The 26,161-nt window shown below is 70.1% G+C and carries 19 protein-coding genes and 2 rRNA genes; 9 read left to right on the top strand and 12 right to left on the bottom strand.

What is annotated here, in order from left to right; all coding sequences use genetic code 11:
* Positions 1-68: 68 nt before the first annotated feature.
* Positions 69-635: a DJ-1/PfpI family protein gene (locus SCAB_RS26440; RefSeq protein WP_013003145.1), complete on the top strand. Its 567-nt coding sequence runs from the start codon at positions 69-71 to the stop codon at positions 633-635.
* 38 nt (positions 636-673) lie between these two features.
* Here the strand turns inward: SCAB_RS26440 and SCAB_RS26435 are convergent, their stop codons facing one another.
* Positions 674-1,342 carry an HAD family hydrolase gene (locus SCAB_RS26435; protein ID WP_013003144.1) on the bottom strand — a complete coding sequence of 223 codons (669 nt, stop codon included), beginning with the start codon at positions 1,340-1,342 and terminating at the stop codon, positions 674-676.
* A 93-nt stretch (positions 1,343-1,435) separates the two neighbouring features.
* Positions 1,436-1,951, bottom strand: coding sequence for a DUF6912 family protein (locus SCAB_RS26430; RefSeq protein WP_013003143.1), 516 nt, complete (start codon positions 1,949-1,951; stop codon positions 1,436-1,438).
* Positions 1,952-2,339: 388 nt separating this feature from the next.
* Here SCAB_RS26430 and SCAB_RS26425 point away from each other — a divergent pair, with 388 nt between their 5' ends.
* Positions 2,340-2,885 (top strand): Rv3235 family protein, encoded by a 546-nt coding sequence (locus SCAB_RS26425; protein ID WP_041669675.1) that lies wholly within the window; start codon positions 2,340-2,342, stop codon positions 2,883-2,885.
* Positions 2,886-2,999: 114 nt separating this feature from the next.
* Here the strand turns inward: SCAB_RS26425 and secA are convergent, their stop codons facing one another.
* Entirely contained in the window at positions 3,000-5,846 is a 2,847-nt protein-coding gene (gene secA / locus SCAB_RS26420) for a preprotein translocase subunit SecA (RefSeq protein ID WP_013003141.1), read from the bottom strand.
* A gap of 317 nt (positions 5,847-6,163) precedes the next feature.
* Here secA and SCAB_RS26415 point away from each other — a divergent pair, with 317 nt between their 5' ends.
* Together SCAB_RS26415 and SCAB_RS26410 are read left to right on the top strand one after the other, a co-directional pair.
* A complete protein-coding gene (locus tag SCAB_RS26415) occupies positions 6,164-6,733 on the top strand; it encodes a GNAT family N-acetyltransferase (protein WP_013003140.1) in 570 nt (189 codons plus the stop codon).
* A 112-nt stretch (positions 6,734-6,845) separates the two neighbouring features.
* Positions 6,846-8,009: a winged helix-turn-helix domain-containing protein gene (locus SCAB_RS26410; RefSeq protein ID WP_013003139.1), complete on the top strand. Its 1,164-nt coding sequence runs from the start codon at positions 6,846-6,848 to the stop codon at positions 8,007-8,009.
* A 54-nt stretch (positions 8,010-8,063) separates the two neighbouring features.
* On the opposite strand, the gene SCAB_RS26405 is transcribed toward SCAB_RS26410, so the two are convergent.
* The 7 genes from SCAB_RS26405 to mtnA all read right to left on the bottom strand — a co-directional run bounded on the left by SCAB_RS26405 (position 8,064) and on the right by mtnA (position 16,775).
* Positions 8,064-8,813, bottom strand: a complete 750-nt coding sequence (locus SCAB_RS26405) for a response regulator (RefSeq protein WP_013003138.1) — start codon at positions 8,811-8,813, stop codon at positions 8,064-8,066.
* Positions 8,814-9,018: 205 nt separating this feature from the next.
* Positions 9,019-9,711 (bottom strand): ribosome hibernation-promoting factor, HPF/YfiA family, encoded by a 693-nt coding sequence (gene hpf, locus SCAB_RS26400; RefSeq protein WP_374194914.1) that lies wholly within the window; start codon positions 9,709-9,711, stop codon positions 9,019-9,021.
* A 314-nt stretch (positions 9,712-10,025) separates the two neighbouring features.
* A complete protein-coding gene (locus SCAB_RS26395) occupies positions 10,026-10,829 on the bottom strand; it encodes a ComF family protein (RefSeq protein WP_041670949.1) in 804 nt (267 codons plus the stop codon).
* 188 nt (positions 10,830-11,017) lie between these two features.
* Positions 11,018-12,853 (bottom strand): LpqB family beta-propeller domain-containing protein, encoded by a 1,836-nt coding sequence (locus tag SCAB_RS26390; RefSeq protein ID WP_013003135.1) that lies wholly within the window; start codon positions 12,851-12,853, stop codon positions 11,018-11,020.
* Positions 12,843-14,930, bottom strand: a complete 2,088-nt coding sequence (gene mtrB / locus SCAB_RS26385) for an MtrAB system histidine kinase MtrB (protein ID WP_013003134.1) — start codon at positions 14,928-14,930, stop codon at positions 12,843-12,845. Before mtrB ends, SCAB_RS26390 begins: the two co-directional genes overlap by 11 nt.
* Before the next feature lies 1 nt (position 14,931).
* Positions 14,932-15,621 (bottom strand): two-component system response regulator MtrA, encoded by a 690-nt coding sequence (gene mtrA / locus SCAB_RS26380; protein WP_189823911.1) that lies wholly within the window; start codon positions 15,619-15,621, stop codon positions 14,932-14,934.
* Positions 15,622-15,629: 8 nt separating this feature from the next.
* Positions 15,630-16,775 (bottom strand): S-methyl-5-thioribose-1-phosphate isomerase, encoded by a 1,146-nt coding sequence (mtnA, locus tag SCAB_RS26375; protein ID WP_013003132.1) that lies wholly within the window; start codon positions 16,773-16,775, stop codon positions 15,630-15,632.
* A gap of 140 nt (positions 16,776-16,915) precedes the next feature.
* Here mtnA and SCAB_RS26370 point away from each other — a divergent pair, with 140 nt between their 5' ends.
* Genes SCAB_RS26370 through SCAB_RS26350 form a run of 5 tightly spaced genes read left to right on the top strand, consistent with a single transcriptional unit; the run spans position 16,916 to position 22,457 of the window.
* Positions 16,916-18,250, top strand: coding sequence for a glycerophosphoryl diester phosphodiesterase membrane domain-containing protein (locus SCAB_RS26370; RefSeq protein ID WP_013003131.1), 1,335 nt, complete (start codon positions 16,916-16,918; stop codon positions 18,248-18,250).
* 4 nt (positions 18,251-18,254) lie between these two features.
* Complete coding sequence (locus tag SCAB_RS26365) at positions 18,255-18,971, top strand: DUF4129 domain-containing protein (protein WP_013003130.1); 717 nt, start codon at positions 18,255-18,257, stop codon at positions 18,969-18,971.
* A complete protein-coding gene (locus SCAB_RS26360) occupies positions 18,968-20,158 on the top strand; it encodes a DUF4350 domain-containing protein (RefSeq protein ID WP_013003129.1) in 1,191 nt (396 codons plus the stop codon). Before SCAB_RS26365 ends, SCAB_RS26360 begins: the two co-directional genes overlap by 4 nt.
* The gene (locus SCAB_RS26355; protein ID WP_086022888.1) at positions 20,158-21,147 is read left to right on the top strand and encodes an AAA family ATPase; all 990 of its coding nucleotides are present in this window, start codon (positions 20,158-20,160) and stop codon (positions 21,145-21,147) included. The genes SCAB_RS26360 and SCAB_RS26355 overlap by 1 nt, the downstream gene beginning before the upstream one ends.
* Entirely contained in the window at positions 21,147-22,457 is a 1,311-nt protein-coding gene (locus SCAB_RS26350; protein WP_013003127.1) for a DUF58 domain-containing protein, read from the top strand. Before SCAB_RS26355 ends, SCAB_RS26350 begins: the two co-directional genes overlap by 1 nt.
* Positions 22,458-22,553: 96 nt before the next feature.
* On the opposite strand, the gene rrf is transcribed toward SCAB_RS26350, so the two are convergent.
* Together rrf and SCAB_RS26340 are read right to left on the bottom strand one after the other, a co-directional pair.
* Positions 22,554-22,670, bottom strand: a 5S ribosomal RNA gene (rrf, locus tag SCAB_RS26345).
* Between the two features lie 94 nt (positions 22,671-22,764).
* Positions 22,765-25,887 (bottom strand): 23S ribosomal RNA (locus SCAB_RS26340).
* Positions 25,888-26,161: the final 274 nt, after the last annotated feature.

Genomic DNA, 26,161 nt, shown 5'->3' with positions numbered 1-26,161 from the left:
CCCAGGAGGCCATAGCCTGACGAAGGAAGCCCTGCGGCATCGAGGGCGGCATCGAGGGGAGCCCCACCATGACGGCCAAGATCCTGATCGTGACCGGCGACGCGGCGGAGTCGCTGGAGGTCCTGTACCCCTACCAGCGCCTCCGCGAGGAGGGGTACGAGGTCCATATCGCGGCCCCCAGCCGCAAGAAGCTCCGGTTCGTCGTGCACGACTTCGAGCCGGGCTACGACACCTACACCGAGAAGCCCGGCTACTCCTGGCCCGCAGACCTGGCCTTCTCCGAGGTCGACCCCGGCCAGTACGCCGCCGTCGTCGTGCCCGGCGGCCGGGCCCCGGAGTACCTGCGCAACGACCCCGAGCTGCGCAAGATCCTCAAGTCCTTCTTCGACACCGACAAACCGGTCGCCCAGATCTGCCACGGCCCGCTGCTGACCGCCGCCGTGGACGCCCTCTCGGGCCGCCGCGTCACCGCCTACCCGGCCCTCGAACTCGACATGCAGGCCGCCGGCGCGACCTTCCAGGACGCCGAGACGGTCGTCGACGGCACACTCGTCTCCGCCCGCGCCTGGCCGGACCACTCCGGCTGGATGCGCGAGTTCCTGACAGTGCTGCGGGCGAAGGCGCCGGTGACCTAGCCGGGAGCGCCTCGGCAGCGCGGACCGCGACGGCCGGGTTACGCGGCCAGCCGCCCGGCCTCGGCGACGGCCTCCTCCAGGGTGTCCACGACGGGCACCCCGACCCACTCCAGGCTGGCCCTGCTGTGGGAGCCGCCCGTGTAGAGCACGGCCTGCGCTCCCACGTGCCGGGCGGCCACGGCGTCGTCGGCGGCGTCCCCGATCACGACGGTCCGTCGCGGCTCCACGCCCACAAGACTGCGCAGATGCCGGACCATGTGCTCGGCCTTGCTGCCCCCGGAGGGGCCGGTGCGCCCGTCGACCCGGACGAAGTGCGGCTCGATCCCGAAGCCCCGGACCAGCGGGACCAGTTCCTCGTGCACGTACATGCTGAGGATCGACTGGCTGCGCCCGCCGGAGACCCACTCGGTGAGCAGCCCCGGCACACCGTCGGTCAGCCCGCAGGCCACCCGGTGCTCGGCGTAGTACCGGTGGAAGACCACGTCCATGGCCTCCCACTCCTCGTCCGAGGGCAGCCGCCCGATCAACCGCTCGTAGAACTTCGGCACCGGGACGCAGTACAGCTCCCGGTACCGCTCCAGCGTGATCGGCTCGATCCCCAGCTCCGCGAACGCCGCGTTCGTCGCCCCGATGATCGCCTCGTTGTCGTTCAACAAGGTCCCGTTCCAGTCCCAGACGATGTGCGCCCCGGCTCCGTTCATCCCCATACAGGAAAACTACCCCTCACCACCGACAACGCATTCCCACCACCCCCGGCGGCGGCCCGGGCGGGCGCGGCGGCACCGCAGGCTCCGGCCGGATCAGCCACCGAGCCCCACGAGGTTCGGGATCTCCTGGGTCGCGTACCAGAGCAGCTCGTGGTCGTCCGCCCCGTCCACGATGAACTGCGCGTCGTCGTCCCCCTGATCCGCCGCCCCCAGCGCGTCCGCGGCCTCCCCCACCTCCTCCTCGGCCTCCGCCGAGTCGACGTGCACGGCCGCCGCCTTGCCCAGCGGCACGGGCCCGGCCACCCGCACCTCCCCGAGCGCCGCCGGATCGAGGCCCCGGTCGGGATCGGCCACCGCGTCCCGGTCGGCCACGTCCACCGCCACGACGACCCTGCGCCGCACGGCCCCCGGGTCCACGGCCAGCAGCCGCAGCGAGGCGTGCGCCGCCCGGTTCAGCGCGGCGTACTCCAGCTCCTCGATGTCGTCGGACAGGTACCACTCCCGCAGGGCCGGGGTGACGGCGTACGCGACGAACGCCCCCTCCCCCAGCTCACCCGTCTTGTACGCCTCGGCGAGCCCGGGGAGGGTCAGGGGGACGTAGACGCGCATGGCAGGCCGCTTTCGTAGTCGTGATCTCGGAGCGTTCCGGAGCGGCCGGCGGTGCGTCCGGGCGGTCCGTTCGCGCGCTGCGTCCCGGGTCCCGCCGCGAAGGCCCCGCGAAGCCTCCGGAGGCCCTTCAGGATACGTGCGGGCGTCCCCTTTCGAGCGCCCGCCCGGCGCCCCGGACGCGTCCACCCCGGGCCCGTCGTCTCACCCGGTACGCCCGCGCCCCGCCGGGCCCCGACCCCCTCACCGTCACCCTGATAGGTGAACCTCGCCCGACCCCCGGCAATGGCCCACGCCTCCTTGCGACGGTCCCCTCCGGCCTCGTACAAGATCCCCATCGCCAAGTTACCGACTGGTACCCGGCAGCCTCACCCACGAACGGGGATTTCCGATGAACAAGGTCATGACCAGGACCAGGCGCACCCCCGGCACCCGCCCGCCCGTCCGCCACGACACCCGCCGCCCGGGCCGTACCCCGGCCCGTACGGCCCCGGGAGAGGGCCGCCCGTCGGCACACCGCTCCACGACCGCGGCGCCCGCGGTCCAGCCCCCGCCCCGCACCGCCCCCACGACCGCCGGGCACACCCCGCACCCCCGCCCCACCGACCGCTTCGCCGACCTCCTCCTCGCCGTGCTCAGCGGCCGGCGGCCGGTCCACAGCATGCTGCGCCACACCGCCGGGCGGGCCTACGACGAACTGGCCCGGCTGACCGAGCACGGCACCCTGTGCCTGCCCCGCGGCGCCGACCCCGTGGTCCGCGACATCGGCTACTACGTGGCCGGCCCCGGCGCCCTGGAGGTCTTCGCCCGCATCGGCGCCGGCGACCGCCTCCGCGCCATGGCCTTCCGCCTGGAACACGGTCCCGACCACCGCTGGCGCTGCACGGCGGTGGAACTCGGCGGTCCGAGGCTCCCCCGCCCGGACGACGAGGACTGAACGGCGGCGCCACGACGCGCGAAGGGCCGGGCACCCGAAGGTGCCCGGCCCTCACAGCCTCACGGCCCGCGTCCCACCGCCGCGCCGGGCGCGGCGGTGTCGTGCGGCGCGCCCCTACTTCTTGCGGCGGCGGCTGGTCTTCGCCTGCTGCTTGCGGCGCTCCGCGCGGGTGAGGCCGTCGGCCTCGGAGCGGATCGGCTCGTCCTCGGGGAGGTCGCCCTCCACGATGCCGCCCTCGCCGTCGACGGTGGGCGCGGAGAAGTGCAGCCGGTCACGGCGCTGCGGGGCCTCCAGGCCCTTGGCGCGGATCTCCGGCCGCGACGCACCCGCCTGGGCGGGGACGGCGTCGCCCTTGTCCAGGGACGGCTTCGCGTCCTCGACCGGGACCTCCTCGACCTGCTGCTCGACCTGGACCTCCAGGTTGAACAGGTAGCCGACGGACTCCTCCTTGATGCCCTCCATCATGGCGGTGAACATGTCGAAGCCCTCGCGCTGGTACTCCACCAGCGGGTCCTTCTGCGCCATCGCGCGCAGGCCGATGCCCTCCTGGAGGTAGTCCATCTCGTAGAGGTGCTCGCGCCACTTGCGGTCCAGCACCGACAGCACCACCCGGCGCTCCAGCTCACGCATGATCTCGGGGCCGAGCTGCGTCTCACGCGCCTGGTACTGCTCGGTGATGTCGTCCTTGATGGACTCGGCGATGAACTCGGCGGTCAGCCCGGCCCGGTCCCCGGCGGCCTCCTCCAGCTCGTCGACGGTGACCTTCACCGGGTAGAGCTGCTTGAAGGCGCCCCACAGCCGGTCGAGGTCCCACTCCTCGGCGAAGCCCTCGGCGGTCTCGGCGGTGATGTACGCGTCGATGGTGTCGTCCATGAAGTGCTGGATCTGCTCCTGCAGGTCCTCGCCCTCCAGGACGCGGCGCCGCTCGCCGTAGATGACCTCGCGCTGCCGGTTGAGGACCTCGTCGTACTTGAGGACGTTCTTCCGGGTCTCGAAGTTCTGCTGCTCGACCTGCGACTGGGCCGAGGCGATCGCGCGGGTGACCATCTTGTTCTCGATCGGGACGTCGTCCGGCACGTTCGCCATGGACATCACGCGCTCGACCATCTGGGCCTTGAAGAGCCTCATCAGGTCGTCGCCCAGCGAGAGGTAGAACCGGGACTCACCGGGGTCGCCCTGACGGCCGGAACGGCCGCGCAGCTGGTTGTCGATACGCCGGGACTCGTGCCGCTCGGTGCCGAGGACGTAGAGCCCGCCGAGCTCCTTGACCTCCTCGAACTCCGCCTTGACCGCCTCCTCGGCCTTCGCGAGGGCCTCGGGCAGGGCGTGGGCCCATTCCTCGATGTGCTCCTCGGGGTCGAGGCCGCGCTGGCGCAGCTCCGCCTCGGCGAGGTCGTCGGGATTGCCGCCGAGCTTGATGTCCGTACCGCGGCCGGCCATGTTGGTGGCGACGGTGACGGCACCCCTGCGGCCGGCCTGGGCGACGATCGTCGCCTCCCGGTCGTGCTGCTTGGCGTTGAGCACCTCGTGCTGGACGCCGCGCTTGCTCAGCTGCTGCGAGAGGTACTCGGACTTCTCGACCGACGTCGTACCGACGAGGATCGGCTGGCCCTTCTCGTGCTTCTCGACGATGTCGTCGACGACCGCCTCGAACTTCGCGACCTCGGTGCGGTAGATCAGGTCGGACTGGTCCTTGCGGACCATCGGCCGGTTGGTCGGGATCGGGACGACACCGAGCTTGTAGATCTGGTGGAACTCGGCGGCCTCGGTCATCGCCGTACCGGTCATGCCGGACAGACCGGGCTGTTCCTTGCCGTTGTGGTCGTGGCGCTTGTAGAGGCGGAAGAAGTTCTGCAGGGTGATCGTGGCGAGTGTCTGGTTCTCGTCCTTGATGTCCACCCCTTCCTTCGCCTCGATCGCCTGGTGCATGCCCTCGTTGTAGCGGCGGCCGGCGAGGATACGGCCGGTGTGCTCGTCGACGATCATGACTTCGCCGTCCATGACGACGTAGTCCTTGTCCTTCTTGAAGAGCTCCTTGGCCTTGATGGCGTTGTTCAGGTAGCCCACCAGAGGGGTGTTCACCGACTCGTAGAGGTTGTCGATGCCCAGCCAGTCCTCGACCTTGCTGACACCGGACTCGTGGATGGCGACGGTGCGCTTCTTCTCGTCGACCTCGTAGTCGCCGGTCTCCTCGATGCCCTTGAGGGGGTTGCCGGGCTCGCCCTTCTTCAGGCGCGTGACCAGCTTGGCGAAGTCGCCGTACCACTTGGTGGCCTGGTCGGCCGGGCCGGAGATGATCAGCGGCGTACGGGCCTCGTCGACGAGGATGGAGTCGACCTCGTCGACGATCGCGAAGTTGTGGCCGCGCTGGACGAGCTCGTCCTGGGACCACGCCATGTTGTCGCGCAGGTAGTCGAAGCCGAACTCGTTGTTCGTGCCGTAGGTGATGTCGCACGCGTACTGCTCACGGCGCTGGGCCGGCGTCATGTTGGCGAGGATGCAGCCGACGCTCAGACCCAGGAACTTGTGGACGCGGCCCATCATCTCGGAGTCGCGCTCGGCCAGGTAGTCGTTGACCGTGATCAGGTGGACGCCCTTGCCGGACAGCGCGTTCAGGTACGCGGGCAGGGTGCCGACGAGGGTCTTGCCCTCACCGGTCTTCATCTCGGCGACATAGCCGAGGTGGAGGGCGGCACCGCCCATCATCTGCACGTCGTAGTGGCGCTGGCCGAGGGCGCGCTTGGCACCCTCGCGGACGGTGGCGAACGCCTCGGGGAGCAGGTCGTCGAGGGTCTCACCGTCGGCGTACCGCTGCTTGTACTCCTCGGTGAGGGCGCGCAGCTCGGCGTCGGAGAGGTCGACGAAGTCCTCTTCGATGGAGTTGACCTGGTCCGCGATGCGGTGCAGCTTGCGCAGGATTTTGCCTTCGCCTGCACGCATGATCTTCGAGAGGACGGACACGGGGGTTTGTCTCCTTGCCGGTCGGGCCTGGGGAGGGTCGGTTTCAATGACAGTTGACAGTCTTCAATCACAGCTTGAGCAACGGCCATCGTAAGCGAGGACCCCGCCGTGCCGGGAGGTCTGGCGGTGACAGCTCACCAGGACAACGGGCGGGCGCCGCTGATGGTGCCGCGTTCCGCCCACCAAATGCGCACATCGTGACCGTTCCCTCACGCGCCGCGCCTCCGCGCCGGTCACCGGCACCCCCGCGACGGCCTCGGACGGACCGGCCGGCAAACGGGATGGCGCCCGCGGGTTCCACCGAGCAGAATCGCCCGATGGAACCCGTCACCCTGACCACCGAGCGCCTGCTGCTGCGCACCGTGGACCGGCGCGACACCGCCACGGTGTACGCGGCCGCCCAGGACCCGGACATCCAGCGCTGGACCACGATCCCCTCGCCGTATCTGCGTGAGCACGCCGAGGGTTTCGTCGAGCGGTCCGTTCCCGAGGGCTGGGCCGACGCCTCGATGTTCACCTTCGGCCTCTTCCTGCCCGCCGGGGAACTGGCGGGGATGCTCGGCATCACCATGCGCCTGCCCGGCACCGGCGAGATCGGCTTCTGGGCCACCAGGGAGCACCGCCGCCACGGCTACGTCACCGAGGCCGCCCGCGCCGCCGCCCACTGGGCCTTCGCCTCGCTCGCCCTCGACCGCCTCGAATGGCGCGCCGAGGTGGGCAACGCCGCCTCCCGCGCGGTGGCCGAACGCACCGGCTTCGTCCTCGAGGGCACCCTCAGGTCCGGCCTCGACAACCACGGGGTCCGCCGCGACTGCTGGCTGGCCTCCCTGCTCCCCTCGGACCTGGGCCTGCCGTCCGCGACGCCGTACGTGCCGGCGCGGCCCTGACCCCGCCACCGTGCCGTCCGGGCCACCGCCCCGGACGGGCGCCGGCCCGGGGCGGTGGCCCGGCCCCCCGGCCCGGCCCCGCCTGTCAGTGCCCTCCCCTACCCTGCGGAGCATGACCTCCCTTCCGCGCCCCAGCACCGAACTCTCCGCAGACGAGGCCCGCCGGATCGCCCTCCGGGCGCAGGGCTTCCTCGGCGCCCCGGACCGCAGGTCCGGCGTCCGGGGCGTGCTGCGACACCTGGGCGCGGTCCAGCTCGACACCATCTCGGTCCTCGCCCGGTCCCACGAACTCATCCCGTACGCCCGCCTCGGCGCCGTGGGCCGCACCGCCGTCGACCGCGCCTACTGGACGGACACGCACGCATTCGAGTACTGGTCCCACGCCGCCTGCATCCTCCCCATCGAGGAGTGGCCCCACTTCGCCTTCCGCCGCCGGGCCTACCGCTCCCGCCCCCAGTGGAACCACCAACTCCCCGACGGCGCCTACGAGCGGGTCGTCAAGCAGCTCCGCGACGAGGGCCCCCTCACGGCCACGGAGCTGGGCGGCGCGAAGCGCACCAGCGAGTGGTGGGACTGGTCCGGGGAGAAGGTCGCCGTCGAACGCGCCCTGATGCACGGCGAGGTGGTCTGTGTTGAGCGCCGCGGCTGGAAGCGGGTGTACGACCTCGCCGAGCGCGCGATCCCCGGCCACCTCCTCCATGACGAGCTGGACGACACGGAGTGTGTACGCCGCCTGGTCCGGCTGGCCGGTGAGGCCCTGGGCGTCGGCACCCGCGCGGACATCGCGGACTACCACCGCCTCAAGGGCGAGCAGTTCGACGCGGTGGTCGCCGACTCGGGCCTGGTCCCGGTGACGGTGGCGGGCTGGGCCAAGCCGGCCTGGGCCGACCCGGTGGCGCTCGCCACGCCTCCGCGCGGCCGCCACCGCACCACGCTCCTGTCCCCGTTCGACTCCCTGATCTGGGAACGGGCCCGCACGGAGCGCATCTTCGGCTTCACCCACCGCCTGGAGGCCTACGTCCCCAAACAGAAGCGGGTCCACGGCTACTTCGCGATGCCTGTCCTGTCCGGCGGCCGGCTCGTCGGCCGTGTCGACCCCGCCCGCGACGGCCGCACCCTGGTCGCCAAGCAGGTCACCCTCGACGGCCCGAAGGCGGTCCCGGCCGTGGCCCAGGCCCTTCTCGAGGCGGCGACCTGGGTGGACTGCACGGACGTGCGCGTCGAGCGGGTCGACGCACCGGAACTGCGGGAGCCGCTGGTGCGCGCCCTGGCGTGATTCCGGGCGGGGGGCCGCCCGGCGGATCCAGAGGGTCTGGCGGATCTGGCGGATCTAGCGGATTTCGAGGATCTTCTCCCGCATCGCGTAGACCACGGCCTCCATCCTGGAGTGCAGCTGCAGCTTCTCCAGGATGTTGCGCACATGGTTCTTCACGGTGTTCTCGGAAATGAACAGTTCCTTGGCGATGTCGCGGTTGTTCATCCCGGTGGCCACCAGCTTGAGCACTTCCAGTTCCCGGTCCGTCAGCCGCGGCGCCGGCACGAGACGCCGCTCGTCGGTCCGCTGGATCATGGACTTGAACTCGGTGAGCAGCTTCGAGGCCATCGAGGGGCTGATCTGCGACTGCCCGTCGGCGACGGCGCGGATGGCCGTGGCCACCTCGTCCGTGGAGATCTCCTTGAGGAGATAGCCGGTCGCCCCCGCCTTGATCGCGTCGTAGAGGTCGGCCTCCTCGTCGCTGATCGTCAGCATGATGATCTTCGCACTGGGGGCCACCTCCTTGATGGAGGTGCACGCCTCGATACCGCCGCGCTTGGGCATCCGGACGTCCATCAGCACGATGTCGGGCAGCAGGTCCGCGGCCTTGTCGACCGCCTCCGCCCCGTCACCGGCCTCACCGACGACCTGGATGTCCTCCTCGGCGGCGAGCACGATCTCCAGGCCGCGGCGGAAAAGCGCGTGGTCGTCCACGACGAGGACCCGGATCGGCTCCTTGCGCGAGGAGCCCTCGGCGGAGTCCATGCCGGTGGAGCCGCCGTCGGCATTCACGTCACGCATCGGTCCGAAACTGCTGTCCGCCATCGTTCCTCCCCCTGAAGGCCGTGGCCCTGTGTTTCTGTGCCATTGCCAACCCAAGGCAACGGCCCCCCGGTTGGGGCCGGTTCGGCCATGATTTCATGCCCGGCCCGCTCTGCGGTGACAGAGCGGGCCTCAAGGGGTCGCACACCGGTGCCCCTGGGGGCGCACAAGCGCTCCAGGGGCACCGGCCGGTGTCACCCGGCGCCGCTCAGCCGCCGAGCGCGCCGCCCGCGGCGTCCGGATGCGCCTGGGCGACCATCGGGTCCGTGCTGAGGTGGATGACGCCGTAGTCGTAGGCGTGCCGCCGGTAGACGACACTCGGTTCCTTGGTCTCGGAGTCGACGAAGAGGTAGAAGTCGTGCCCGACCAGCTCCATCTCGTAGAGAGCCTGGTCGAGGGTCATCGGGGATGCCACGTGGGTCTTCTCGCGGACGATGAGGGGCCCCTCGCCCTTCACCTCCAGCGAACCGATCTTCTTGGTGGGAACGCCCTCCGCCTTCTCCTCGTCGGCGACGTACCCGTTGCCGTTGAGCGTGGCCACGCCGGGGACGTGGTCGGCGACCTCCGCGGCCGTCAGACGGCGCGCTCCACGGCGCGTGTAACGCTTGTCGTGCTGCTTGCGCAGCCGGGCCTCCAGCTTGTCCGCCGCCAGGTCGAGCGCCGCATACGGATCGCTTGCCGCTGCCTCGGCCCGGATCACCGGCCCGCGCGAGTGGAGCGTGATCTCCACCCGGTCGCTGCGGTCGGCCTGTCGGGGGTTGGGCTCCTTGGACACCTCGACGTCGAGGCTGATCACCTTGCCGTCGAGCTTCTGGATCTTCTCCAGCTTCAGCTTCTCGGCCACGTGCTTGCGGAACCGCTCGGGCACCTCGGTCTTGCGGCCCTTGACGACGATGTCCACGCAGAACTCCGTTCCCGGATCGCTCCGCTCCACTGGCGGAGCATCTCCCTTGTGCACCAGGTTCCGGTGGCTCCCGGAACCGCGGACTCGGTGACTTCCACCTCCTCCTCCCCCGTGGACAAGATCTCCACCCACCGGCACGGGGTGATTCGGAAAAGCCGCAGCGCAGCATTCAGATATGTGGTGAACGGCCGGGGCCATTCCCTCACAACCGAACATATCTCGCCCGGCCGGATGTCGTCACCCTCTACTGGGGCGTACCTCCGTTCAGGTGAAATGGCCCTTTCATTACCTGCAACGATGCAAGTTCTCTGTCAGTTCCGGTTTATTTCGAAGGAGTCGGGTGGTGCAGCGACCACGGCCGCGCTGATCCTGTCCTCGACACCGTTTCCCCTCGTCGTTCCCGTCACCCCCCGTGTTCGCACCGCCGCCTCCGGCTTTCCTCTCGCAACGAACTCCCCCGTCCTCGCCGCATGCCCGGCCCGCGCCGTCCGAACCGCCCTGGCCGCCTCCGCGAGCGAGGCACCCGTCGTCATCAGGTCGTCCACGAGCACGATCGCGCCCCCGTCCAGCAGAGGGGTACCCCCCGCTGCCACCTCCAGAGCACCCGCGAGGTTCTCCAGCCGCCGCCGGGCGTCCAGCCCCGCCTGGTCGGCCACCGCCCGCCGCTGCCGCAGCACCCCGGCGACCCGGGCCGGCGACCCGGTGCGCCGCAGCTCCCCGGCGGCCGCGAGCGCGATCCGCCGCGCGGGGTCGTGCCCCCGCGCCCGCACCGCCCGCCGCGCCGACGGCACGGGGACCAGCAGCACCGGCCCGCCGCCACCGGCCCGTACGGCCGCCCGTACGGCCCCCGCCAAGGCCGTGCCGAGCGGTCCGGCGAGCGCCAGCGCCCCCCGTTCCTTGTGCGCGATCAACGTGGCCCGCACCGCGTCCTCGTACGGCGCCGCCGCGTGCACCACGGGCAGTCCCGACGGCTCCGGCACCGGTCGCACCCGGCCCGGCGCGGCGCCGGTCAGAGCCGCCCGGCACTCCGCACAGAGCACCGCGCGAGACCTCCCGCACCCCCCGCACTCGGCCGGCAGCACCAGATCCATGAGGTCCCGCCACCACCCCCGCATGCCCTCCACTGTGCCGACGCACACGCGGCTCCGCCACCCCTGTGGACAACCGCCTGTGGACAACTCATCGCCATCGCACAGTGGTTGTCACCCACACGAATGACGGGCGCGGGAACGACGAGTGCCCGCGCCGCGCTCGTCCCGGATGGACCGGCGCCGCGCTCGTCCCGGATGGACCGGCGCCGCGCTCATCCGGGATAGACCGGCGCCGACCCTTCCTTGACGACCGTCTGCCACTGCGCCCCGGGCGACAGCCGGACGATCCCGTCGGCCGAGTGCGCGACCAGCGGCTGGCTCTCGTCCTCGGACGCGGCGATCTCCTCCACCCCGGTGAGCGCGGAGGGCCCGGAGCCGGGCGTCGGGGACCCGTCGACCCGCACGTACCGCATCTGCTGCACGCCGCCGGGCTCGCGCCCCACGACCACGAGCTGGCTGTCGCCGGCCCACGACATGGCGGTGACGTCCTCCAGGTCCGGCGTCACGGACCGCAGTTCGACGATGGAGACGGTGGTGCTCTCCGCGTCGGCGTCCCGTTCGATGCGCCCGATGTACAGCGCCCGCTCGCCCTCGTTGTTCAGGATCAGCGCCACCCGCACCCCGTCGGCGGCCACCCGCACCGCCTCGATGCGCCCGTCGAGGTTGGGCGTCCTGACCTCCAGCGGATCGCCCATGCCGTCCGCCAGGACCAGCAGACGCGGGTCGTCGGGGTCGCGGTCGGCCACCCACAGATCGCCCCGGCCGTCCCAACTGGGTGTCGTCAGCCGGTCCTTAGCGGTGGCACCGGAACTGTGCAGCACCGGCTCGCCGATCGCGCCCCCCGGCGTCAGCGGCGCCACGTACAGGTCGCTCCCGTCAGCCGACACACCGGCCGCCTGCTCCTCGTTCCGCGAGACGGCGGCCGACCGCAGCTGTTTCGCTCCGTCACCGAACGCCCCGGGAACGGGCGTCGGCGTGGTCACCGCACCCTGCCCGGACAGCCGTGCGAGCTTGCGGTCGCCGTCGATGAAGTACTCGAAACTCGCGCTCCTGTCGGCGCCGTGCGAGGCGACACCGTCGGCCTCGCTCTCGCTCAGCGCACAGAGCTGCGTGCCCTTCGACCCCTGCAGCTCCACGTCGGTCACGCCCGTGGGCATGTAGTCCTGCAGCGTGAACAGGAGTTGGGCGGCCATCTCCTTGCACCTGCTCGCCGAGACCCGGTCGGCCTTCTTGTTCAGCGGCACGACCAGACTGTTCTGGTCGTCGGGCGTCAGCGCCCGGGTGCCCTTCCTGAGGGCCGTACCGGAGGGAAAGCTCGTCCTGGCGACCGGGTTCAGCCAGCTGGTGGGACCCTGCAACAGGTCGCGGACCACCTGGGTCACCGGGTCGACCTGGCTGCGCACGTAGACGGGGTCGGCGACGGTTCCCGGTTCACCGGACTGCGCGGCGGAGGTGAAGTAGTACTTGTTGATGGACTTGTAGTTGCGCTCGAAGTCGGAACGGCCGAGCACCACCCCCGACGGCAGTCTGTCGATGCGCCACTGCCCGGTGTCCTTCACGCGCGTGAGATGCACGGTCCTGCGGTACTCGCCGCTCGTGGGCGTGTACGCGTGCTGCTCGTCGACCCGGGCGACCCTCTTGCCCGACAGCTCGAACCGGTAGTCGTCGGCGTCGGGACGGTCCCCGGTGACGGCGGTGTAGGGGGTCGGGGCCTCGGCGAGGACCGTGGTCGACTCGTTCGGGTCCCACTCCTTGGCCGCGTCGCCGGTCAGATACTTGCGCGCGGTCTCGTATCTGAGGTCGTCGCTGGTCAGGGCCTCCAGGAAGCCCTGCACGATCTCCTGCGGCTCGGCGTCGTCGCCGGGCGGCAGCGCGAAGACCCGCACCTTGGAGTCCTGCCTCGGGGTGGACTCGACGTCGCGCAGGTCACCACTGCCCGGCATCGACGCGCACCCCGCCAGCAGCACGGCGCACACACCGGCACTCCCGAGACGCACGGCCACCCGCACCGGACGCCCACGGCCGCCTTCCGCACGGTCAGCGCCCACGGAATGCCTCCCCCTGCTCGTGCTGTTCCGCACCGCTGCCGGCCGGCTTCTCCGCGGCCTCGTCCGGACCGCCGTCGGGCCGCCGCGCGGGCGGTGCCGGCGGCGGTGTCACGGACGGCCCGCCCGGCCGGGGCACCACACGCGCGCCGTTGCCCGGCAGCGCCGTCGGATCCGCCGTGGGAGCCTGCCCGGCGCCCGGCCGGGGCCCTATGGCCGCCGCCCTGGCGGCTCCGTGCTCACCGGCCTGGACCGGCACCGTGGCGAGCTTGCCGCCGCCCGCGAGCGGCCGACCGGCGTCGTTGAGCCCACGATGGCGCCGGGAGTCCTTCGGCTCCAGGGGTATCGGGGAACCGCGCAGCGGCTCGTCCGCCGTCCTCGGCAGCGTGAGCCGGAACTGCGAACCGCCGCCCGGCTCGCCCCACGCCTGCAGCCAGCCCCCGTGCAGCCGGGCGTCCTCCAGGGCGATGGAAAGCCCCAGTCCCGTACCACCGGTCGTCCGTGCGCGGGCCGGGTCCGCCCGCCAGAAGCGGCTGAAGACCCGCGTCGCCTCCCCCGGCTTGAGGCCCACGCCGTAGTCGCGCACCGCCACCGCGACCGCGCCGCCCGCCGCCGCGAGCTTGACCAGGACGTCCTTGCCCTCGCCGTGCTCCACGGCGTTGACCACGAGATTGCGCAGCACGCGCTCCACCCGCCGGGCGTCGGCCTCGGCCACGACGGGCTGCTGGTTGCCCAGCACCCGTATCCGGGTCCCCTTGCGCTCCGCGAGGGGCTCCGCCCCGCTGACGACCTTCCGCACGACCTCACGCAGGTCTATCGGCTCGGCCTCCAGGGCCGCCGCGCCCGCGTCGAACCGGCTGATCTCCAGCAGGTCCGCGAGCAGCGACTCGAACCGGTCCAGCTGGTCGGCGAGGAGTTCGGCCGACCGCGCGGTGACCGGATCGAAGTCCACCCGCGCGTCATGGATGACGTCCGCCGCCATCCGTACGGTCGTCAGCGGCGTCCGCAGCTCGTGCGACACGTCGGAGACGAACCGCCGCTGCATCCGGGACAGGTCCTCCAGCTGCTGGATCTTCAGCTGCAGGTTCTGCGCCATCTTGTTGAAGGCCTCGCCGAGCCGCGCGATGTCGTCCTCGCCGCTGACCTTCATCCGTTCCTGCAGCCGCCCGGCGGACAGCCGCTCGGCGATCCCGGCCGCCATCCGCACGGGCGTGACGACCTGCCGCACCACGAGCCAGGCGATCGCCCCGAGCAGCACCACGACGAACAGCCCGGCCGTCGCCAGGGTCCCCTTGACCAGGCTCAGGGACTTCTCCTCCTGCGTGAGCGGGAAGAGGTAGTACAGCTGGTACGGGTTGCTGTTGGGATCGCTGACCTGTTTGCCGATGATCAGCCCCGGCTGGGACTCCTGCCCGTTGTCGTAGTGGATCCGGGTGTAGCTCTGTACGGCGCCGGTGCCGTCGTCGACCCGCTCCCGCAGCTCCGCGGGCACACTGAGGTCCCAGTCCACGCCTCCGGAGACACGCGGGCCGAGGCTCCCGGTGTCGCCGTCGGCGGAGGCCGGGCTGAGCGTCACCACGTCGAACGCGCCCTGGCCGCCGCTGGAGAGCGAGGTCACCAGGTTGGTCGTCCACTCGCCGACGTTCTGCACCCGGTCGCCGTCCGGATCCGGGTTGTCGTTCCCCGCCGCGCTCGCGTCGTCGTCGGCCTTCTGCTCGGCGACCGTGAACCCGCCGGTGGCCTGGCTCTGCGAGGCCTTGACCTTGGCGTCCAGCAGCCCGTTGCGGACCTGCCCGATGACGACGAAGCCCAGCAGCAGCACCACGCTGAGCGACATCAACAGCGTCGTCACGACGATCCTGAGCTGGATGTTGCGCCGCCACAGCCGCATCACGGGCAGCAACGGGCGGCGCACCCAGCGCATGAACAGCCTCAGGACCGGGCTGCCCTGGACCCCGCCCTGGAGCAACCCGTCCTCCAGCAGACGCCTCCAGCCGGAACCGGGCGCCTTCCGGCCGACAGGCCGCTCCGCGCGGGTCCCCGGCTGGCCGGGCGCCGAAGCGGCACTGTCACCGGACATCTCAGCTGGGCCCTGCCTTGTATCCGACACCACGGACGGTCACCACGATCTCCGGCCGCTCCGGGTCCTTCTCGACCTTGGAGCGCAGCCGCTGCACATGCACGTTCACCAGACGGGTGTCCGCCGCGTGGCGGTACCCCCAGACCTGCTCCAGCAGGACCTCCCGGGTGAACACCTGCCACGGCTTGCGCGCCAGTGCGACCAGCAGGTCGAACTCCAGAGGCGTCAGCGCGATCGACTGCCCCTCACGCTTCACCGAGTGCCCGGCCACGTCGATCACCAGGTCACCGATGGCGAGCTGCTCCGGCGCCGGCTCCTCCGACCGCCTCAGCCGCGCCCGGATCCGTGCCACCAGCTCCTTCGGCTTGAACGGCTTGACGATGTAGTCATCCGCGCCCGACTCCAGGCCGACCACCACATCGACGGTGTCGCTCTTGGCCGTGAGCATCACGATCGGCACCCCGGACTCCGCCCTGATCAGGCGGCACACCTCGATCCCGTCGCGGCCAGGCAGCATCAGATCCAGCAGCACCAGATCCGGTTTGGCCTCGCGGAACGCGGCCAGCGCCTTGTCGCCGTCGGCTACGAAAGACGGCTCAAAACCTTCACCACGCAACACAATGCCGAGCATCTCGGCCAGTGCGGTGTCGTCGTCGACGACAAGGACTCGTCCCTTCATGAATGCCATCATCCCATTAACTAAATCGTTACCTGGCGTGACCTGTCACACAGCTCTGCGAGCGCCTCAGCCGTCACGGGCGAAACAACCCCCTCCTCGGTGACGATCGCCGTCACCAACTCGGGCGGTGTCACGTCGAACGCGGGGTTGTACGCCTGGGTCCCCAGGGGTGCCACCGCGATCCCGCCTCCCGCCTCCGCTCCCGCCGACGGAACCTGAGGTGCCGTGATCTCCGTCACCTCATGCCCCGCGCGCTGTTCCACCTCGATGGACGCCCCGTCCGGGGTGTCCGCGTCCACCGTCGTCAGCGGTACCACCACGATGAACGGCACGTGGTGGTACCGGGCGAGCACCGCGAGCGGATAGGTCCCGACCTTGTTCGCCACCGATCCGTCGGCGGCGATCCGGTCGGCTCCCACCAGCACCGCGTCCACCTCTCCTGCCGCGAACAGCGAGCCCGCAGCATTGTCCGTGAGCAAGGTGTACGCCATCGCGCTGCGCGCCGCCTCATAAGCGGTCAGACGGGCCCCCTGCAGCAGCGGACGCGTCTCGTCCACCCACAGCCGCCGCAGCCGCCCCACCCGGTGCGCCGCGAGCGCCACCGCGAACGCCGTGCCCTCACCGCCCGACACCAGCGCCCCGGTGTTGCAGTGCGTGAGCACCCGGTGCCCCCCGCCCGGCAGCAGCTCGTCCAGCAGTGCCAGACCGTGCGCGGCCATACGGGAACTGGCCTCGGCGTCCTCCCGGTGCAGCGCCCGCGCCGCGGCGAGCGCCGCCTCGGCAGCCCGCTTCCGGTCGCCCGTCCGGCCCAGCTCGGCCCGGTACGCGTCCCGCGCCCGGCGCACACCCACCGCGAGGTTCACCGCGGTGGGCCGGGCGCTCTCCAGCGCCGCGGCGGCGTCCTCCACGTCGAACCCGCGCGCGGCGGCGAGCGCGACGCCGTACGCCCCGGCGATCCCCAGCAGCGGCGCCCCGCGCACGGCGAGGACACGGATCGCCTCCACCAGCGCGGGCGCGTCCGTGCACACCAGCTCGACCTCCTCGGCCGGCAGTCTCGTCTGGTCCAGGAGGACCAGGACGGGGCCTTCGGGCGGCTCGTCCCAACGGATCGCGGGTATCTCGGTCGGCCGGGTGTCGTCGCCGGTTCGCGCGTACTGATCAGCCATGCGGTCAGTCTGCCCCGTATCCGTCGGACAATTGAAGGTACGCAGCGGATACGGCCCCCGGTCACGTCGCGCGGACCGCGTGGCACGATGGGCGCCAAGCTGCCGCCGCGACCGCGGACGAGCACCGTGAAGGAGCGACGATGAAGGACACTCCGGGCTGGGCCTCGCCCGGATCCGCCCCCTCCGGCGGCCAGGAGCCGGACCCGCAGGGCTCCGCGCGGCCCGAGGACCGGACCGACGCGGACCGCGCACAGCCCGCGGACCAGGCGGGTCCCGACCAGGCACCGCAGCAGTCCAAGTGGTCCAAGGAGCAGCCGCCGCCCGCCCAGTGGTCCGCTCCCACCCCGCAGGCCCCCGGCGCGACCCCGCCACCACCGCCCGTCCCGGGCTGGGGCGGCCACCCGGGCCCCGGTGCCCCCGGGGGCCACGGAGCACCCGGCTACGGCACTCCGGGCTGGGGCGGCGGCTGGGGCGGCCCCCCGCCCGCCGCCAAGCCCGGTGTGATCCCGCTGCGCCCCCTCGGCATCGGCGAGATCCTCGACGGCGCGGTCTCCACCATGCGCACGCACTGGCGCACGGTCCTCGGCATCTCCCTGGCCGTCGCGGTCGTCACCCAGATCGGCGTCATCCTGCTCCAGGGCTTCGTCCTCGACGACACCGCGAGCGCCGACGCCCTCAACGACCCCACCACCACCCCCGGCGAACTGGGCCGCGCCCTGCGCGACACCCTGCTGAGCACCTCCGTCGTCATGGTGATCTCCCTGCTGGGCACGATCATCGCGACGGCCCTGCTCACCACCGTGACCAGCCGTGCCGTCCTCGGCAGGTCGGTGACCACCGCCGAGGCCTGGCGGGACGCCCGCCCCCAGCTTCTCAGGCTGGCCGGGCTGACCGTCCTCCTGCTCGTGATCGCCGTCCTGGTCATGGCCGTCGGCGTGCTCCCCGGCGTCCTCCTCGCCACCGGCGGCTCCACCGGCGCAGGCGTCCTCCTCGCCCTCCTCGGCGGACTCGGCGCCTTCGTCCTCACCGTGTGGCTGATGATCCGCTTCTCGCTCGCCTCCCCCGCGCTGATGCTGGAGAAGCAGGGCGTCCGCAAGTCCCTGGGCCGCTCCGGCAAGCTGGTGCGCGGCTCCTGGTGGCGGGTCCTCGGCATCCAGCTGCTCGCCGCGATCATCGCCTACATCGTCGCGTCGATCGTCGTGATCCCCTTCTCCTTCGCGGGCGCCGCCCTCGACGGGGACGGCATCTCCGGCCTCCTCGCCACCGGCGGCACCACACTCGGCTGGACCTACCTCGTCATCAGCGGCGTCGGCGCGGTGATCGGGTCCACGCTCACCTTCCCGATCAGCGCGGGCGTCACCGTGCTGCTCTACATCGACCAGCGCATCCGCCGCGAAGCCCTCGACCTCGAACTGGGCCGCGCCGCCGGTCTCCAGGGCTACGGCGACGCCCCGGGCGCCACCCCGGGGAGCTGACGGGGTGAGCCTGGCGGGGGGAGCACTGACAGCCGTACCGGCGGCGTGGCGCTCGGCGGACGAGCCGCCCCTCACCCTCCCGCGCGACCCCGCGCGCGAGGCGGCCCGACGCGAGCTGTCCAAGGGCATGTACCACCAGAACGACCCCAGTTGGTACGAGCGCGCCATGGACGCCTTCTGGGAGTGGCTCGACAAGGTCTTCGGCGCCGCCTCGGCCGCCACCCCCGGCGGCACGCTCGGCCTCGTCGTCATCGTCCTGGCCGTACTGGCCCTGCTGGGGGCCCTGTGGTGGCGCCTCGGCGCCCCACGCCGCGCCCCCGCCTCGTCCGCCGTCCTCTTCGACGACCGCCCCCGCAGCGCCGCCGAGCACCGGGCGGCCGCCGAGGCGCAGGCCGCCCAGGGCCACTGGAACCAGGCCGTCCAGGAACGCATGCGCGGCGTCGTCCGCTCCCTGGAGGAACGCGCCCTGCTCGACGTACGCCCCGGCCGCACCGCGGACGAGGCGGCCTCCGAAGCGGGCACCTCGCTCCCCGCCCACGCGGACCGGCTGCACACCGCCGCCCGGGACTTCGACGACGTCACGTACGGCGGCCGGTCCGCCTCCGAGGAAACGTACCTCCGGCTCGCCGCACTCGACACCGACCTGGAACGCGCCAGGCCAGTAACGGCGAGCAGCACCCCCGACACCGCCCGCAGCACCCGCCCGGGAGCCGCCGAATGACCACCGAGGCCACGCGTCCGTCCACCTCGGTCTCGCCCACGGCCCGCCAGGTGTGGACCCGCGCGCGCGGTGTCGTCCTCGCGGCGGTGATCCTCCTGACGGCCGCCGCCGTCATCGCCGTGATCCGCTCCGGCGCCCAGCACGGCCGCCTGGACCCCCGCTCCGCCGACACCGACGGCAGCCGCGCCGTCGCCGAACTCCTCGACGACCGGGGCGTGTCCACCCGGCTCGTCACCACCCTCGACCGGGCGGCCACCGCGGCCGGCCCCGACACGACGCTCCTGGTCGCGAACCCGGACCTGCTGACCGACCCCCAGCAGCGCCGCCTCCGCGCGGCGACCGAGGACTCCGGCGGACGCACGGTCCTGGTGGCCCCCGGCCCCCCGTCCGTGAGCACCCTCGCCCCCGGTGTCACCGCCGACACCGCCCTCAGCCTGGACTCCACGCTCAGGCCCCGCTGCGAACTGCCGGCCGCCCACCGCGCGGGCAGCGCCGACACCGGCGGCATCCGCTACGACGTCACCGTCGGCGCGGCCGACACCTGCTACCCCGAGAACGGCCTGCCCACCCTGGTGCGCGTCCCCGCAGCCGGGGGCAAGGGCGACACCGTCGTCCTCGGCGCCCCCGACATCCTCCTCAACAACAGCCTCGACGAGCAGGGCAACGCCTCCCTCGCCCTCCAGCTCCTCGGCTCGCGCCCCCATGTGGTCTGGTACCTCCCCTCGCTGTCCGACTCCGCCCCCGACACCGGCGACCGCGGCTTCCTCGGCCTGCTCCCCTCGGGCTGGTTCTGGGGCACCCTGCAGCTCTTCCTCGCCGGCGCCGTCGCCGCCTTCTGGCGCGCACGCCGGTTCGGCCCCCTGGTGCCCGAGAAGCTCCCCGTCGCGATCCGCGCCTCCGAAACCGTCGAAGGCCGCGCCCGCCTCTACCGCAAGGCCGACGCCCGCGACCGCGCGGCCGCCGCTCTGCGCTCCACCACCCGCACCCGCCTCGCCCCCCTCGTCGGCGTCCCCGTCTCCCGGGCCCACACGCCCGAGGCCCTGCTCCCCGCCCTGTCCGCCCACCTCCACGGCGACGGACAGCCCCTGCACCCGCTGCTCTTCGGGCCGCCGCCCGGCGACGACGCGGCCCTCATCGCCCTCACCGACCACCTCGACGCCCTCGAAAGAGAGGTACGCCGTTCATGATGGACCCGACCACTGACAACGCCACGGCCACCGGGGACCCGGGCACCGCCCGCGCGTCCCTGGAGGCCCTGCGCGCCGAGATCGCCAAAGCCGTGGTCGGCCAGGACCCCGCCGTGACCGGCCTCGTCGTCGCCCTCCTCTGCCGCGGACACGTCCTGCTGGAAGGAGTCCCCGGCGTCGCCAAGACCCTTCTCGTCCGCGCCCTCGCCTCCGCGCTCGAACTCGACACCAAACGCGTCCAGTTCACCCCGGACCTCATGCCGAGCGACGTCACCGGTTCCCTCGTCTACGACACCCGCAGCGCCGAGTTCTCCTTCCAGCCCGGCCCGGTCTTCACCAACCTGCTCCTCGCCGACGAGATCAACCGCACCCCGCCCAAGACCCAGTCCTCCCTCCTCGAAGCGATGGAGGAACGCCAGGTCACGGTCGACGGCACCCCGCGCCCGCTCCCGGACCCGTTCCTGGTGGCCGCGACCCAGAACCCCGTCGAGTACGAGGGCACCTATCCCCTCCCCGAAGCCCAACTGGACCGCTTCCTCCTCAAGCTGACGGTGCCGCTGCCGTCCCGCGAGGACGAGATCCACGTCCTCACCCGTCACGCCGAGGGCTTCAACCCGCGCGACCTGCGCGCCGCCGGCGTACGCCCCGTCGCGAACGCGGCCGACCTCGAAGCCGCCCGCGCCGCCGTCGCCACGACGACCGTCTCCCCCGAGATCACCGCCTACGTCGTGGACATCTGCCGCGCCACCCGGGAGTCCCCCTCCCTCACCCTCGGCGTCTCCCCGCGCGGCTCCACGGCCCTCCTCGCGGCCTCGCGCGCCTGGGCCTGGCTGACGGGCCGCGACTACGTCATCCCCGACGACGTCAAGGCACTCGCCCTGCCGACCCTCCGCCACCGCGTCCAGCTCCGCCCGGAGGCGGAGATGGAGGGCGTGACGGCCGACGCGGTCATCAACGCGATCCTCGCCCACGTCCCCGTCCCCCGCTGATGGCCCCCACCGGACGCGCCGCACTCCTCGCGGCCCTCGGCACCCTCCCCGTAGGCATCTGGGAACCCGGCTGGACGGGCATCCTCGCGGTGAACGCTCCCCTGGCGCTGGCGTGCGCCTGCGACTACGCCCTCGCCGCTCCCGTGCGCCGCCTGGGCCTCCTGCGCTCCGGTGACACCTCCGCACGCCTGGGCGAGACCGCGGACGTCACCCTCACGGTCACCAACCCCGCCAACCGTCCCCTGCGCGCCCAGCTGCGCGACGCCTGGCCGCCCAGCAGCTGGCTCCCCGGCTCCGAAGTGGCGGCCTCCCGCCACCGCCTGACGATCCCTCCGGGCGAACGCCGCCGCGTCACGACCCGGCTGCGCCCGACCCGCAGGGGCGACCGCCAGGCGGACAGGGTCACGATCCGCTCCTACGGCCCCCTCGGCCTCTTCGCCCGCCAGGGCAGCCACCGGGTCCCCTGGACCGTACGGGTGCTGCCTCCGTTCACCAGCCGCAAGCACCTGCCGTCCAAGCTGGCCCGGCTGCGCGAACTCGACGGCCGCACCAGCGTCCTGACCCGGGGCGAGGGCACGGAGTTCGACAGCCTCCGTGAGTACATCCCCGGCGACGACACCCGTTCCATCGACTGGCGCGCCACGGCCCGCCAGTCGTCGGTGGCGGTCCGCACCTGGCGTCCCGAGCGGGACCGCCACATCCTCCTCGTGCTGGACACCGGCCGTACCTCCGCGGGCCGCGTGGGCGACGCCCCCCGCCTCGACGCCTCCATGGACGCGGCTCTCCTGCTGGCCGCCCTCGCCTCCCGCGCCGGCGACCGGGTGGACCTTCTCGCCTACGACCGTCGCGTACGGGCCCTCGTCCAGGGCCGCTCGGCGGGTGACGTCCTTCCGTCCCTGGTCAACGCGATGGCCCCGCTCGAACCGGAGCTGGTCGAGACGGACGCCCGGGGCCTCGCGGCCACCGCGCTCCGTACGGCCCCCCGTCGAGCCCTGATCGTCCTGCTCACCACCCTCGACGCGGCCCCCGTGGAACAGGGCCTGCTCCCCGTCCTGTCCCGCCTCACCCAGCGCCATTCGGTCCTGGTCGCCTCGGTCGCCGACCCGCACATCGCCCGGATGGCGGAAGCCCGAGGGACCACGGACGCCGTCTACGAGGCCGCTGCGGCGGCTCAGTCCCAGACGGAGCGCCATCGCATCGCCGACCAGCTTCGCCGCCACGGCGTCACGGTGGTCGACGCGACTCCGGACAACCTGGCGCCAGCCCTCGCGGACGCCTACCTGGCACTGAAGGCGGCAGGACGCCTCTGATCGGAGCTCGAATCAGGCGAATTCCCCGGGAAACCTGGAAAGGACCGGAAACGCAGAAAGGCCCACACCATAAGGTGTGGGCCTTTCCCAATATTTGTTCGGCGGCGTCCTACTCTCCCACAGGGTCCCCCCTGCAGTACCATCGGCGCTGTAAGGCTTAGCTTCCGGGTTCGGAATGTAACCGGGCGTTTCCCTCACGCTATGACCACCGAAACACTATGAAACACTCAACCGCACCATCCCCCGTGACCAAACGGGAATGGGGTTGTTCGTGGTTTCAGAACCAACACAGTGGACGCGAGCAACTGAGGACAAGCCCTCGGCCTATTAGTACCAGTCAACTCCACCCATTACTGGGCTTCCATATCTGGCCTATCAACCCAGTCGTCTACTGGGAGCCTTACCCCATCAAGTGGGTGGGAATACTCATCTCGAAGCAGGCTTCCCGCTTAGATGCTTTCAGCGGTTATCCCTCCCGAACGTAGCCAACCAGCCATGCCCTTGGCAGAACAACTGGCACACCAGAGGTTCGTCCGTCCCGGTCCTCTCGTACTAGGGACAGCCCTTCTCAATATTCCTGCGCGCGCAGCGGATAGGGACCGAACTGTCTCACGACGTTCTAAACCCAGCTCGCGTACCGCTTTAATGGGCGAACAGCCCAACCCTTGGGACCGACTCCAGCCCCAGGATGCGACGAGCCGACATCGAGGTGCCAAACCATCCCGTCGATATGGACTCTTGGGGAAGATCAGCCTGTTATCCCCGGGGTACCTTTTATCCGTTGAGCGACGGCGCTTCCACAAGCCACCGCCGGATCACTAGTCCCGACTTTCGTCCCTGCTCGACCCGTCGGTCTCACAGTCAAGCTCCCTTGTGCACTTACACTCACCACCTGATTGCCAACCAGGCTGAGGGAACCTTTGGGCGCCTCCGTTACCCTTTGGGAGGCAACCGCCCCAGTTAAACTACCCATCAGACACTGTCCCTGATCCGGATCACGGACCCAGGTTAGACATCCAGCACGACCAGACTGGTATTTCAACGACGACTCCACCCGAACTGGCGTCCGAGCTTCACAGTCTCCCAGCTATCCTACACAAGCCGAACCGAACACCAATATCAAACTGTAGTAAAGGTCCCGGGGTCTTTCCGTCCTGCTGCGCGAAACGAGCATCTTTACTCGTAGTGCAATTTCACCGGGCCTATGGTTGAGACAGTCGAGAAGTCGTTACGCCATTCGTGCAGGTCGGAACTTACCCGACAAGGAATTTCGCTACCTTAGGATGGTTATAGTTACCACCGCCGTTTACTGGCGCTTAAGTTCTCAGCTTCGCCACCCCGAAGAGTGACTAACCGGTCCCCTTAACGTTCCAGCACCGGGCAGGCGTCAGTCCGTATACATCGCCTTACGGCTTCGCACGGACCTGTGTTTTTAGTAAACAGTCGCTTCTCGCTGGTCTCTGCGGCCACCCCCAGCTCAAGCAGCAAGTGCTATCACCGGTGATGGCCCCCCTTCTCCCGAAGTTACGGGGGCATTTTGCCGAGTTCCTTAACCATAGTTCACCCGAACGCCTCGGTATTCTCTACCTGACCACCTGAGTCGGTTTAGGGTACGGGCCGCCATGAAACTCGCTAGAGGCTTTTCTCGACAGCATAGGATCATCCACTTCACCACAATCGGCTCGGCATCAGGTCTCAGCCTTGTGTGATCCGGATTTACCTAGATCACGGCCTACACCCTTACCCCGGGACAACCACCGCCCGGGATGGACTACCTTCCTGCGTCACCCCATCACTCACCTACTGCAAGTCTGGTTCGTCGGCTCCACCACTCCCCTTTGCCCGAAGGCTCCGGGACGGCTTCACGGACTTAGCATCGCCTGGTTCGATGTTTGACGCTTCACAGCGGGTACCGGAATATCAACCGGTTATCCATCGACTACGCCTGTCGGCCTCGCCTTAGGTCCCGACTTACCCTGGGCAGATCAGCTTGACCCAGGAACCCTTGGTCAATCGGCGCAAACGTTTCTCACGTTTGTATCGCTACTCATGCCTGCATTCTCACTCGTGAACCGTCCACCACTGCCTTCCGGCGCGGCTTCACCCGGCACACGACGCTCCCCTACCCATCCCAGCAGGCGTTGGCCCTATACGCTGGAATGACACGACTTCGGCGGTACGCTTGAGCCCCGCTACATTGTCGGCGCGGAATCACTAGACCAGTGAGCTATTACGCACTCTTTCAAGGGTGGCTGCTTCTAAGCCAACCTCCTGGTTGTCTCTGCGACTCCACATCCTTTCCCACTTAGCGTACGCTTAGGGGCCTTAGTCGATGCTCTGGGCTGTTTCCCTCTCGACCATGGAGCTTATCCCCCACAGTCTCACTGCCGCGCTCTCACTTACCGGCATTCGGAGTTTGGCTAAGGTCAGTAACCCGGTAGGGCCCATCGCCTATCCAGTGCTCTACCTCCGGCAAGAAACACACGACGCTGCACCTAAATGCATTTCGGGGAGAACCAGCTATCACGGAGTTTGATTGGCCTTTCACCCCTAACCACAGGTCATCCCCCAGGTTTTCAACCCTGGTGGGTTCGGTCCTCCACGAAGTCTTACCTCCGCTTCAACCTGCCCATGGCTAGATCACTCCGCTTCGGGTCTTGAGCGTGCTACTGAATCGCCCTGTTCGGACTCGCTTTCGCTACGGCTACCCCACTCGGGTTAACCTCGCAACACACCGCAAACTCGCAGGCTCATTCTTCAAAAGGCACGCAGTCACGACGCATTGAGTAAACTCAATGCGCGACGCTCCCACGGCTTGTAGGCACACGGTTTCAGGTACTATTTCACTCCGCTCCCGCGGTACTTTTCACCATTCCCTCACGGTACTATCCGCTATCGGTCACCAGGGAATATTTAGGCTTAGCGGGTGGTCCCGCCAGATTCACACGGGATTTCTCGGGCCCCGTGCTACTTGGGTGTCTCTCAAACGAGCCGCTGATGTTTCAGCTACGGGGGTCTTACCCTCTACGCCGGACCTTTCGCATGTCCTTCGCCTACATCAACGGTTTCTGACTCGTCTCACAGCCGGCAGACTGTGAAAGAGAGATCCCACAACCCCGTATACGCAACCCCTGCCGGGTCTCACACGCATACGGTTTGGCCTCATCCGGTTTCGCTCGCCACTACTCCCGGAATCACGGTTGTTTTCTCTTCCTGCGGGTACTGAGATGTTTCACTTCCCCGCGTTCCCTCCACTTGCCCTATGTGTTCAGGCAAGGGTGACAGCCCATGACGACTGCCGGGTTTCCCCATTCGGAAACCCCCGGATCAAAGCCTGGTTGACGACTCCCCGGGGACTATCGTGGCCTCCCACGTCCTTCATCGGTTCCTGGTGCCAAGGCATCCACCGTGCGCCCTTAAAAACTTGGCCACAGATGCTCGCGTCCACTGTGCAGTTCTCAAACAACGACCAACCACCCGTCACAACCCGCTTCACGCGAATTTTTACCGGGGCCGGCACTGAAGGCAGCCGTACGGCCATACCCTCAGACACCCAACAGCGTGCCCGACCAGTCTCTCGTCCGGAGATCATGCTTTCCACACCCACAAGGGGTAGTACTCACAGCCTCCGGCCCGACGAACCGGCCGAATAATCAACGTTCCACCCATGAGCAACCACCGTCGAACATTCGCCGACGTTGTGG

Source organism: Streptomyces scabiei 87.22, assembly GCF_000091305.1.
Lineage (GTDB): Bacteria > Actinomycetota > Actinomycetes > Streptomycetales > Streptomycetaceae > Streptomyces > Streptomyces scabiei.
Note: the sequence above shows the minus strand (reverse complement) of the source record. Positions and strands in the feature narration are given on the sequence as shown.